The following is a 12850-nucleotide window of genomic DNA, read 5'->3' as shown; positions in this document are numbered from 1 at the left end:
CAGCCGCAATCTCATCCGGAGTCACACCCTGTCAACGCAACACCGACCGAAAGGACACGCTCACCCATGTCCGACCTGACCAAGCCCTACTAGGACAGATCAGCAATGCCCACGCCCGTATCGACCTCGAACGCGACGCGGAAGGCCGTGTACTCGCCGAGACCGTCAACGGGCGCAGGCTCTCCTTCACCTACGACGTCCTCGGCCGCCGCACCCACCGGCGCACCCCGTCAGGAGCCAGCAGCGACCTCGCCTACGGCCGGGGAGGGCTGGCTACCTACACAGCGGGAGATCACACCTTCCGCTTCGAACGGGACGCACTGGGACGAGAGACCGCTCGCACCGTGCAGGGGATGCTCGCACTGCGCCAGAGCTGGGACGCGGTCGGCCGTGTGGTTCTCCAGTCCTTGAGTACGCCAGGCGCAGAGCCCCTGGAGCGGGCCTTCGTCTACCAAGCCGACGGCATTCCCCTCAGCGTGGACGACAGCCACACCGGCCTTCGCACCTACACCGTTGACGCGGCGAGTCGGATCACTGCCGTCGACGCGCAGGGATGGACCGAGCGGTACGCCTACAACGCCGCCGGTGATCAGACCCACACCGCGCTCCCCACCGAAGCACCCGGTCAGGACACCGTCGGTCAACGCCGATACCAGGGTTCTCAGGTCACGCATGCCGGGCGAGCCCGATACCAGTACGACGCGCAGGGCCGCGTCACCCTGCGTCGGACCATGACCCTCAGCGGAAAAATCCTCACCTGGCGTTTCACCTGGGATGCGGAAGACAGGCTCACGCACGTCCACGCTCCGGACGGCCGATGGCGCTATCTCTACGATGCTCTCGGGCGGAGGACAGCCAAAGAGCGCACGGATACCGACGGCCACACGATCGAAGCGATCTCCTACTGCTGGGACGGGTCCCAGCTGGCGGAACAGACCGCTGCAGGCGTGACGTCGGTGTGGGACTACGCAGGGCTGCATCCCCTGGCGCAGCGAGAGTACAAGACGGACAGCGCCCAGAGGGAGATCGACCGGCGGTTCTTCGCTGTCATCACCGATCTGTCCGGCAGCCCCAGCGAACTCGTAAGCAGCGACGGATCCCTCGGCTGGAGGGCCCGCAGCACCGCCTGGGGCGCCACACAGTGGAACCGTGACAGCACCGCCTACACCCCCCTGCGCTATCCGGGGCAGTACTTCGATCCGGAAACCGGGCTCCACTACAACGTCAATCGGTACTACGACCCTGACATCGCCCGCTACACCAGTCCTGACCCGCTCGGTATCGCGCCTGCCATCAACCACTACGGCTATGTCCCCAACCCCTTCACCTTTGCCGATCCGCTGGGTCTGGCGGGATGCGAGGCCGACCCGACCTGGGGAGGGCGAGTCCGGTTCACACGCGACAAGCACGGTCGGCCCTACGAGATGAACGCGACGATCACGCGGGACATGCTCAGGGAAGGAACAGAGGCCAACAAATCGCTGAGACCACCCGGGTTTCTGCACGGTACGGACTACAACCAGGGCCGAGGCCACATGCTGGCGAATATTCTCGGTGGTTCCGGTGACACCCTGGACAACCTCTTCACCATCACCCAGACCCCTACCAACAGCCCAGACATGCGGGGCTACGAGAAGCAGATCTACGATGCTGTCTTCAACAACAACGAGACCGTGACTTATAGCGTCTACCTCGAATACACGGACGACAAGAAGGACTCCGTTCCGAAGTGGATCCAGATGGAGGCCAACGGATCAGGTGGTTTCCACCTTGACAAGCAGTTCGAGAATCTTGACCACGCAGATCAGCTGAAACGACGCGCCAAAGGAATCCAGTGACCGCCTTCGCCGCCCTGACCCGACTCTGTCCGCCACCAGACGATGCGAGTCACCGCCGCCCCATCGACTGGCCCCAGGTCGAGAGCGTTCTCGGTGTGCCGCTTCCCGAGGACTACAAGCGGCTCGCAACGACTTATGGCCCGGGGTCCTTCGCCGACTACTTGCGCATCTACCAACCCGACGGGGTCACTGAATGGGTCGACCTCACGGGCCCGATGCCCGCGAGAATCCGCGAGCAGCTGCAGCTGGACCACGACCGAGGCACCTACCCTGCTCCGTACGACCCGCGGCAACTCCTGCCGATGGGCGGCACCGACAACGGAGAGCACCTTTTCTGGATCACTGAACCACGGACTGACCCGGACGCCTGGCGTGTCGCCGTGAACGAAGCCCGCGGGCCTCGGTGGTTCACCTACGACGGGACTCTCACCGAGTTCCTCGTCTCCGTACTGAGCGGTGAGACGTCGGTGCCCCAGTTCCCCAAGGACGTCCTCGAACCGACGACGGCATTCGTCCCCTCGAACCCCACGCTGTGGGCCCCACCACAGGCTCCGGCCCGGCCACCCGTCGACAGCGAGACCATTCGGGTATGGGCTCGGGCCAACGGTTACCAAGTATCCGCCGGCGGACGCATTCCGGCCGCAATCCGCGAGGCATGGGAGAACGCCCACAGCTGACTGAACGAATCAATGCCGAGCTGGCCGGTGACCACGGACGAGCCTCCACCGGTTCTCGCAGGAAGAGCCCGGCGAATGCGGGCAGGGGCGAGCGAGCAAGAAGCTGAACAAGACCCGTCTGGTAGGCGCGCCGATCGTGGCCCGAACAAGGATTCGCGGAACTTCGTCACCATGCACCGCTTCACTCGCTCGCCGGTCGTGCGGGGAGTCGAGGAAGAGGTCAGGGCGGTCGTCGACAAGCGAGGGGAAACCTTCGGGTGCTCCGTCACGCCCGTCTACCGGACGGATGACCCCACCGACGTTGTACCGATCGGCCTGACCTTCGAAGCCCCGGGTGACAAGGGCTTCAGCTTCACGCCCCACGAAGGCGGCAGCAACACCAACATCGTCACTGTCCCCTACGTCGCCAAACGCGTCTGACCCGGTACAGATAGAGACGATCATGCACCCCGCCGTGGAACGCCTCACCGAACTCGTCGCGCCTTCCGGTCCGCGCCGCTCCAGGGACTGGTCGGCCGTCGAACGGGCACTCGGCACCGCGCTGCCGACCGACTACCGGCAGCTTGTCGAGACGTACGGGGGAGGTGTCTTCGACGAGACGATCTGGCTCCTGGATCCTGCCTGCCCGGACGACGACTACGAGCTGCTCGCGCAAGCGACCGAAAGGGACGAGACCCTCGAGAAGCTGTGGGAGGTCGAACCCAGGCCTGCTCAGCTTCAGGAGTCCGGTACGGAGGTGCTGCCCTGGGCCTACATCGAGGGCACAGGGGCAATGCTGTACTGGCTGGTGAAGCCGGGACAGGAGCCGGACGAATGGACGGTCATGTTCAACGAGGGCCGTGGGCCGATGTGGGAACACCACGACACTCAGTGCGCGTCCTTCCTTCTGGCCGTTCTCACGGGGCAAGCGGAGACCAACTACTTCCCGGCACTCCCTGCTGATCAACATCAGTTCGATTCCAACGACGAGATTCTCGGATAGCCGCGCCGCCGTTCCGCCCACGCGCAGAGAACGCGGCTTGGCTGCACCGGGTTCGAGGCTCAGCGCAGCCGGGCGTCGGGATGCCTCAACAGGTGTCCCTCTTGTCGGACGCCGGATATACGGTTGTCCGTAGATCGTCGGCTTTCGTCGGCGTAGTCCCCTGCGGACATGTACACGAAAGGGCGCCGTCGTGAAACCCACCCTGGCCGCCGCACAGTTGCGCGGCAGTCTGACCCAATACCTCACGACGACGTACGCGCTGGCGGACGAGGACACCCGGCTGGCGCTGGAGCGGTTTCTCGGCGACCCTGAGTCCGGGATCTTCCGCGGGCCCTACCTGCGTATCCGTACGCCGTTCCACACAGCGGACGACGGGTGGCAGTCGGCGCTCGAGTGGGACCCGGGGTTCCCGCCGTACCGGCATCAGGCCAAGGCCTGGGAGCGGCTGAGCACACTGCGCGGGGCGGCCGAGCCGGCCCTGGTGACGACGGGGACGGGGTCGGGCAAGACCGAGTCGTTCCTGGTGCCCGTGCTGGATCACTGCCGTCGGCAGAAGGCGTTGGGTCGCCAGGGTGTGAAGGCGGTCCTGCTGTATCCGATGAACGCCCTGGCGACCGACCAGGCCGGGCGTATCGGTGAATATCTGGCGCAGCCTGAGCTGGCCCAGGTCACGGCCGGGCTGTACATCGGGGACAGGCCGGACACCGACTTCCGGCGGGTGATGACGCGGCGCGAGGAGATGCGTAGGACCCCGCCGGATGTGCTGGTCACCAACTACAAGATGCTGGATCTGCTGCTGCAGCGGGCGGAGGACCGGTCGCTGTGGGAGGGCGCGGATCTCACGTACGTGGTCCTGGACGAGTTCCACACGTACGACGGTGCGCAGGGCACGGACGTGGCGATGCTGCTGCGCCGGCTCGGGGCGACGGTCGGGGCCTCGCGGGCGGGTCGCCCGCTGGGCGACATCTGTCCGGTGGCGACGTCGGCGACGCTGGGTGAGGGCACCGGTGGGCTCGGCGGGATCCTTGAGGTGGCCGAGCAGGTCTTCGGCGTGCCCTTCGGGACGGATTCGATCATCGGTGAGGAGCGTCTGACGGCCGACCAGTTCGTCGGTGACGTGAATTACGAACTGCCGGATCCGCCCACGCCGAAGGAGGTGATCGAGGCGTCAGGCGGCCCTGGGATCGAGTCCCGGCCGGACCGTCTCGACCTCGACGAGTTGGCGTATCTGTTGCTGAACAGGCGCGCACTCGATCCCTTCAAGCTCGGGCGCATGCTCAAGCAGCACGACTTCACGCACGCGGTGCTCGCCCTGTTGAACGGGGAGCCGCTGGACGAGTGGGGCCTGCGCGACCGCATGGCCCGCTTCGGATACTCCTGGGCGCGTACGGCCCGGGAGAATCCCCGCCTGGCACTGGAGGCGTTGTCCCGGTTCGTGGCGCTGCTGTCCGCGGCGCGGGACCCCGCGTCGGACGAACGGCGGCCCCGCCCGCTGCTGCACATCGAGGCGCACCTGTGGGTGCGGCCGGTGAGCCGGGTGCTGCGCGGGGTCGGTGCCGCGCCCGAGTTCCGGTGGTACGAGGACGAGCGGACGGCCGCCAGGAAGGCGGCGCTGGGCGCCGCGCCACAGGAGGAGGCGGAGGGCCGGGACAGCGCGGAGTGGCCCGCCGCGGACTCCCGCCGGGCCACTCCGCTGCCCGGCTCGGACACTGTGCGCCGGCCGGCACAGACCCAGCTCCCCGCCGTGTACTGCCGGCACTGCGGGCGGTCGGGGTGGGCGGCGATCTCCCCGGAGTCCGACCCGCAGCAGCTCGTCACCGCCGCGGACAAGATCTGGCGGGCCGGTGTCGGCCGGGACAAGCGGCGTATCCGGTATTTCATCGCGGCAACAGCGGCCGAGGCGACGGAGGCGCTCGACGCCCTGGCGGGGGCGACCCCCGTGTCCGGGGGCACGGACCCCTTGTCCGTGGTCGTTCTCGACGGCGCCGGGGGCACGTACCGGATGCCTGTCCCGGGCGACGCGGAGGAACTTCAGGACGCCTGGTTCACACTGGCCGTCCTGGACAAGAAGACGGCGGACGGTGCGGCCAAGGACGACCGCTGTCCGGCGTGTGCCACGGACAACGGCATCCGGTTCCTGGGTACGTCACTGGCCGCGCTCGCCTCGGCGACGGTGACGCAGTTGTTCACCGGCGGTGATATCGCCCTGCTGCCGGACGAGCGCAAGACGCTGCTCTTCAACGACTCGACGCAGGACGCCGCGCACCGTGCGGGGTACGTGGCCAATGCGTCGTACAAGTTCTCTCTGCGATCGCTGCTCGCGCACAATCTGGACGAGTCCGGGGCGCCGCTCGCACTCAACGACCTGATCGGCAACGTGCTGGACTCGGTCGACGATCCTGAGGCCCTGGCCGCTGTCGTGCCGCCGGACCTGCACGACGAGGCCGGCGTGGACCGGCTGTTGTCCGGCCGGGGCTCCGGTGACGCGCGGACGTGGAAGCTGATCGGGGAGCGTCTGGCGTTCGCGACCGTGATGGAGTTCGGACTGCGGTCCCGGATGGGCCGGACGATGGAGCTGACGCGGACAGCGGCCGCCGAGGTCACGGTGCCCGACCCGGACCGGGTGGCGGCATTGGCCCGCGATCTGCATCTGACTCTGCCCGGCCAGCTGGTGATGAGCCAGGGGTTGCCTACAACGGACCGGTATCTCGCCTTCGTCCGTGGGCTGTTGGAGCGGACGCGGACGCGCGGCGGGATTCGGCACCGCTGGCTCGATACATGGATCAGGGAAGCGGGCGTCAATCAGTACCTGATCTCGGGACAGCGTGCGGAGGGCATGCCCGCGTTCCCCGAGGGGTATGTGGCCCCGCCGCGCTTCCTCCTGGACAGCACGAAGGAACGCAGCAAGTTCGACACCGTCACCGGTCGGGGCGCCTGGTACCAGGACTGGACGCGGCGCTGTCTGTCGCTGGACGCGGCCGGGGCGAGCGAGTACCTGCGTCGGCTGCTCCCGCTATTGGCGGAGGAGGGGCTGCTGTCGGTGAAGGTGGCGGCCGACCGCGTCACCCGGGTGTACGGGCTGCAGCCGGGGCACATCGAAGTGCGGCTGCTGGACGACTCCGTGGTCAACAAGGCGTTCGTCGGCTGCGACGCGTGCGGCTGGCAGCAGGTCGTACCGCCCGAGCGGCGCACCCGCTGGTACGGGCACCCATGCCCGCGATACCGGTGCAAAGGCTCATTGACTCCCCCGCAGTACGGCATGTCGTCCACAGGCTCCGGCTCGGGCGGTTTTGGCGGAAAGCTGGAACGCGACTACCAGGGCGACTACTACCGGCGCCTGTATCTGACCGGCGGCACCTACCGGGTCGTGACCGCCGAACACACCGGCATGCTGACCCGCCCCGAACGTGAGCAGGTCGAGCGTACGTTCCGCGAGGGTACGCATTACACCGATCCGAATGTGCTGTCCTGCACGCCGACGCTGGAACTCGGCATCGACATCGGCGACCTCTCCGCCGTGCTGCTCGGCTCGCTGCCAGGCGGCCCGGCGAACTACGTACAGCGAGCCGGACGGGCCGGGCGCAGGACCGGCAACGCCCTGGTGGTGGCCTTCGGCGGGCGGCGTGCCCGTGACCTGTACTACCTCGACGATCCGCGCGAGATGATCGCGGGAGACATCGTGCCTCCCGGGTGCTATCTGTCGGCCGTCGAGATCCTGCGCCGCCAGTACACGGCGCACCTCCTGGACCTCGCGGCTCGTGGCGCCCTGGTGACGGCGGACGGGGAGCAGTTGCAGCCGGTACCCCGGCTCGCCTCGGCCCTGTTCGGGACGACGGGGTGGTGTCAGGACCTTCAGGACGCGGCCCTCACCGAGGGGCCGCGCCGGGTGGAGGAGTTCCTGTCCCTTTTCCCGATGGGCGAGGACGAGGACAGCGGGGTGTCGGAACACGCGGCCGGGGAGCTGCGTGCCTACGCGTCCGGCGGCATCGTCCGTGCGCTGCAGGAGGCCGAGGCGGACTGGACCGGTCGGCGCGAGGAACTGCGGCGGCGTATCGCGGCGATCGACGTGGCCGTGGACGGGCTGCTGGCCGACGACCGCGAGCAGGGTCCTGAGCGGAAGGAGTTGCTCGCGGAGCGCCGGTCGACCGGTGATCTGCTGCGCAACCTCAGCCAGACGAGCGCGCACGGTGTGCTGGTTGAGCTGGGGCTGCTGCCCAACTACAGCCTGGCCGACACGGTGACGACCCTGGAAGGCACGCTCTACTGGAAGGAGACGGCTGATCCCGGAGAGGGGGACGCCGATGCCGCTCCGACCAGCACGTACCGCAGTGAGGTCCGTGATTACGAGCGCTCACGCAAGCTCGCCCTGACCGAGCTCGCCCCGGGCAACAGCTTCTACGTCAACGGCTACAAGCACGTGGTGCGCGCCCTGGACATCGGCAGCCCGGAGCGGCGCGCCTGGGCGGTGTGGCGGCTGTGTCCCGCCTGTGGCTACACACGGACCAAGGACGCCCGGACGGACACGTCCGCCTGTCCGCGATGCGCTTCGCGTGAGATCGCGGACGCGGGGTGCGTGAGCTACGTACTGGAGCCCAAGCGGGTCATGGCACGCGACAAGCGTGACGATGCCCGGGTTCGCGACGACCGGGACGAGCGGGAGCGCAGGCGGTACTCGGTGCTGAAGACCGTCGACATCGACCCGGCCCATCTCGCCCCCGGATCCTGGCGCCACGACACCGCCGTGTTCGGTGCGGACTTCACGCGGCGTGCGGTGGTTCGGACGCTGAATCTTGGCCTGGACCGTCAGGACGGCAGCTCGACGGTGTCGATGGCCGGGGAGGACGTGCGGCTCAACCCGTTCTATGTGTGTACGAGTTGTGGTGGCGCCACGTCCGAGGGCCAACCGGTCGTCGACCAGGCGCAGCACGCGCTGAGCGAGTCTCTGAGCCGGTCCACCCGGGCCAGTGCCCATCACCAGCTCTGGTGCCCGCGCCGTCGACAGCGTGGTGCCGCCGAGGAACAGGGGAAGGGCGAGGACGTACCGCTGCTGCTCGCCCATGAGCTGGTCACGGAGGCCGTACGCATTTTGCTGCCGGTCTCCGTGGCGCGCGCGAAGGAGCGGCTCGCGTCGTTCACGGCAGCACTGTTCGCGGGCATCGCCGCCCGGTACGGGGGCGATCCCGACCACATCGACATCGCGGCGGCCTCGATGCCGGACAGCGGGGACGGGCTGGGCGCCGAGTACCCGAGGCGCTTCCTCGTCATCCACGACCGTCTGCCCGGGGGCACGGGCTATCTGCATCGTCTGGCGTCCGCGGACGGGTTCCGGGAGGTGCTGCTGCAGGCGCGCGAGGTGATCGAGAACTGCGGCTGTCGCGAGAAGGGCCTCGACGGCTGCCACCGCTGCCTGCTGCGCCGCGTTCCGCCGGGCGACTACGACAAGGTGAGCCGCCAGGAAGTGCGCCAGATGCTCGACGAGTTGCTGGGCGCGGATGGTGAGCGGTGGAGTACTTCGCCGGTCGCGACCACGCAGCACATTCCGATGGAGCAGCAGGCCGAGAGCGACCTGGAGGTCGTTTTCATAGACACGCTGCGCAAGTGGGCGTCACTGCCCGGCAGCCGTGCGAGCGGTGACGCGTACACGACTCCAGCGGGTACGCACGCCCTCGACCTCCGCCTGACGGGGGCCGATGGCAAGACGTTCAGCTGGCGGGTGTCCCAGCAGCGGGTGCTGGACGGCACCCGCCCGGACGTCCTGTTCGAGCGGCTCGACGCGCCGGGCCCCCGGGTCGCGCTCTACCTCGACGGTTACGCGTTCCATGCCGGCCGGAAGTACAACCGGATGGCGGACGACGCCGCGAAGCGGACCCGGCTGCGAGCGGATGGCATACGGGTCTTCCAGCTGACGTACGCGGACGTGAAGGAGTGGCAGCGCCGGGTCCTGGACACCGGATATGCGGGAGCCGGTCCCGCTTCCCCGGTCTGGCGTCCGTACGGTGACTCGGGGCAGGCGAAGGCCCGCGGCTACTACGCGAGTGTGCGCAAGGGGCTGCCCGGCGAGCTCTCCGAGACCGTATGGGTGAATCCTTCGGACGTGCTCCTCGCGTACCTGCGCGATCCTTCGGCCGACCGGTGGTTGTGGCGGGCGGAGGCGGCGGTCGCTGGGCTGCTGGGAGCCGGGGCACGGGGCGGGCCGGTGGACTCGGTCGGGGACGAGATCGTCCGGGCGTTGGAGGGTGCGGATCCGCTGACCGGGACCGGTGGGCGGGTCCAGGTGTACGCGGCTGTAGACAGCTCGCAGTGCCGGTTGGTGTTCGCCGTGGACGGCCGCAACCGCCCGCCCTCGTGGACGGCCCTGACCGTCATCGATGACGCGGACGGCGTCTTCGCCGACGAGGAGTCACACAAACGGCGTTGGCGTGGCTGGCTCTACTGGAGCAATCTGCTGCAGTTCCTGGAGCACGGTGGAGGCGACAGCCTTCAGCTGACAGCCGGGCAGCTGGGCGACTTCGCACCCGAGGCGCTGGCGGTCACGGGCGGGGCGGGGCTCCTCTCGACGGTGCTCTCCTTGGAGGCGATGGCCGTTCCGGTTCCGCCGACCGAGGCGACGCAGCCCGTCATCGTTCCTGCCGCCCCTGCCGCACCCGTCCGGGACCCGGGCTGGGACCAGGTCATCGAGCACCTCGACCCGGACGAGGTGGGGCTCCAGGACCTCGTCCTACGCCTCGCTGCGGTATCCGGCATCCCCGTTCCGGCCGACGGACACGAGCTGGACGACCGTGGCTGGATGGCCGAGTTGGCCTGGGTGGATGCGCGCATCGGTGTCGTCCTCTCTCCACATCCTGCCCGCGGGGACGAACGCGACCCCGAGGCCGAGGACCGGGACCGGGCCTTCGTGGCCGCCGGCTGGGAGGTGCGTCCCGCGACCGCGTGGACGGCCGAGGAGATCGCCGAGCGGCTCGGCGTACAACCATCGGTGGGCGGCATGGGTCGTCACCAGGAGAACCACCGCACCATGAAGGACGGGGAAGACCAGTCGTGACCAACCAGAGTGTGACCCTGCGCCTGCTCGACAAGGCGGACAGGGAGATCCTCAAGCTTCCCCGCTCGGTCAAGGGCGCGATCTACGACTTCCAGCACAAGTTCAAGAACAACCCTGGATCCACAGGCCTGCAGCTCAAGCAGCTCAAGGGTCACGAGAAGCTGTGGTCGGCGCGCGTCAACGACGAGTACAGGGCGTTGCTGCTGCGCCTGGCCGACGAGGACTGGCTGATCGTCTCGGTCAAGCACCGCAAGGACGTCTACGAGCACCTCGACCGGCTCGCGTACTCGGTCAACCGCATCACCGGTGGTATCGAGTACGTCGACCTTCAGGTCGTGGAGGAAAGTTTGCTGGCGGCGCAGGCCGCGAGCACGCCCCAGGTAGCAGCCACCACCACCCCCGAGCCGGCCCCCCGTGCGGAATCCTCACCCGGGCAAGCGGCCTCCCCGGCGCACGTGCCGTTGTTCGTTGCCTGGACCGAGCAGCAGCTCACGGACCTCGGTGTAGCCGGGCCTCTGATCCCGGTCATTCAGGCGCTCACCACCGAGGACCAACTGCTGGGGCTCGTCGACTACGCGCCGCAGCTGACCGGTGAGGTCCTGCTCGCGCTCTACGACGAGAAGTCGTTCGACGAGGTCCTCGAACAGGTCACCGCGCCTGTCGCCACGCCTGAGCTGGTCGACACGGATGACTTCCAGGCTGCCGTCGAGCGCCCCGCGACCATCGTCACGACAACCGACGAGGCGCTGCGCGAGGCTCTGGAGGGTGAGGACTTCGGTCGTTGGAAGGTCTTCCTCCACCCCACCCAGGCCAAGCTCGTGAACCGCGATTACAACGGTCCCGCACGTGTGGGAGGCGGCCCCGGAACCGGCAAGACCATCGTGGCTCTGCACCGGGTGAAGCACCTGGTCGAACAACTCCCACCCGGCCGGGACAAGCCCGTTCTGCTCACGACGTTCAACAAGAACCTGGCCGCCGACCTACGGTCCCGTCTCCTGGCGCTCGGCGGGGAAGCACTGCTCGGCCGCGTCGAGATCAGCCATGTCGATCAGCTGGCCCTGCGGATCGTGCGCGAGGCGGAGCCGGGCAGCCGCAAGCAGACCATCGACGACAACCAGGCTGTCCGCGAATGGCGTTCGCTACTCGAAGAACTCGACGAGTCGGGCTGGGACGCTGAGTTCCTGCAGGACGAGTGGTCACAGGTCATCCTGGGGCAGGCCGTCGCCTCCCGTACGGAATACTTCCGTGCTCGCAGGGCCGGACGCGGCCGCACACTCACCCGAGCTGAGCGTGCCGACATCTGGCAACTCGCCGAGCGCTTCACCCAGCGCCTCGACCGCCTGGGCCGGCAAACCTGGGACCAGGTGTCGGAGCGGGCCGCACGCCTGGAAATGCAACGCGAGCAGCGCATTCTGGCAATCGACCAGCAGCGGGAAGAGGCCGGCGGACTAGACAACATTCATCTGCAGGCAGGCTCCGGCGGATGGCTCCGCTACCGCTACCGGCACATCGTGGTCGACGAGGCTCAGGACCTGCGGCCGGCGCACTGGAAGATGCTACGTGCGATGACCGCGCACAGCCGCAACGACCTCTTCCTGGTCGGCGACACCCACCAGCGCATCTACAAGAACCAGGTCACGCTCGGCAGTCTCGGCATCAACATCCGTGGACGAGCGTCGAAGCTGAGCCTGAGCTACCGCACCACTCGTCAGATCCTGCGCTCGGCGCTCGACGTGCTCAGCCAGGAGAAGTACGACGACCTCGACGGCAACGAGGAGACCCTGGCCGGATACAGGTCGGTCCTCAGCGGCGGGGAGCCGGACCTGCACGGCTGCACAGACTGGGATGCCGAGCGAGAGGCCATCGCCATGCTGATCGACAGCTGGGACGACATCCCACACGAGCAGATCGCGATCTGCGTGCCGACGAACCAGATGGCGAGCGAAACCGCGACCACTCTGGCGGAGCACGGAATCCGGGCCGTGGAGATCGGCCCTGACGGTCCACGCGGCGACGACGGCGTGCACATCGGCACGATGTTCCGCTTCAAGGGTCTCGAGTACCAACGCATGATCGTGGCCGGAGTCAGCGACGGGCTGATCCCCAGGGACGACGTGAACCGGAGGCGTACCACCGATCCGGTGCGCCACCGGCGTGAGGTCCAGCAGGCCCGCTCGCTGCTGTTCGTCGCCACCACGCGGGCCCGCGACAGCCTGGACATTTTCTGGCACGGCACACCGAGCCCCTTCCTGGCGCCGCTGGTGACGGCCGGACGGTGATGGGCGCCAGTCGGCTGCCCTCTCACCTCGTG

6 protein-coding genes are annotated in these 12850 nt (G+C 68.1%); all 6 read left to right on the top strand.

Going from position 1 to position 12850, the window contains the following annotated elements; all coding sequences use genetic code 11:
• Positions 1 to 1838: RHS repeat-associated core domain-containing protein (locus tag ABT001_RS27030; protein ID WP_351282458.1), on the top strand; the 1838-nt coding region annotated here is incomplete at its 5' end.
• Positions 1835 to 2515: an Lsr2 family DNA-binding protein gene (locus tag ABT001_RS27025; protein WP_351282455.1), complete on the top strand. Its 681-nt coding sequence runs from the start codon at positions 1835 to 1837 to the stop codon at positions 2513 to 2515. The genes ABT001_RS27030 and ABT001_RS27025, both read left to right, overlap by 4 nt.
• A 171-nt stretch (positions 2516 to 2686) precedes the next feature.
• Entirely contained in the window at positions 2687 to 2935 is a 249-nt protein-coding gene (locus ABT001_RS27020; protein WP_351282452.1) for a hypothetical protein, read from the top strand.
• Between the two features lie 22 nt (positions 2936 to 2957).
• Entirely contained in the window at positions 2958 to 3497 is a 540-nt protein-coding gene (locus ABT001_RS27015; protein ID WP_351282449.1) for an SMI1/KNR4 family protein, read from the top strand.
• A gap of 190 nt (positions 3498 to 3687) precedes the next feature.
• Positions 3688 to 10539 carry a DEAD/DEAH box helicase gene (locus tag ABT001_RS27010; RefSeq protein WP_351282446.1) on the top strand — a complete coding sequence of 2284 codons (6852 nt, stop codon included), beginning with the start codon at positions 3688 to 3690 and terminating at the stop codon, positions 10537 to 10539.
• Positions 10536 to 12818 (top strand): UvrD-helicase domain-containing protein, encoded by a 2283-nt coding sequence (locus ABT001_RS27005; protein ID WP_351282443.1) that lies wholly within the window; start codon positions 10536 to 10538, stop codon positions 12816 to 12818. The genes ABT001_RS27010 and ABT001_RS27005 overlap by 4 nt, the downstream gene beginning before the upstream one ends.
• The last annotated feature ends 32 nt before the right edge of the window (positions 12819 to 12850 follow it).

The sequence above is a fragment of the Streptomyces sp. NPDC002793 genome (genome assembly GCF_040295485.1).
GTDB lineage: Bacteria > Actinomycetota > Actinomycetes > Streptomycetales > Streptomycetaceae > Streptomyces.
This window is presented reverse-complemented; position numbering and strand designations above follow the sequence as displayed.

Coding starts and splice junctions, on each gene's coding strand:
- ABT001_RS27020 (WP_351282452.1), top strand. CDS start 2,687: ATGCACCGCTTCACTCGCTCGCCGGTCGTGCGGGGAGTCGAGGAAGAG.
- ABT001_RS27015 (WP_351282449.1), top strand. CDS start 2,958: ATGCACCCCGCCGTGGAACGCCTCACCGAACTCGTCGCGCCTTCCGGT.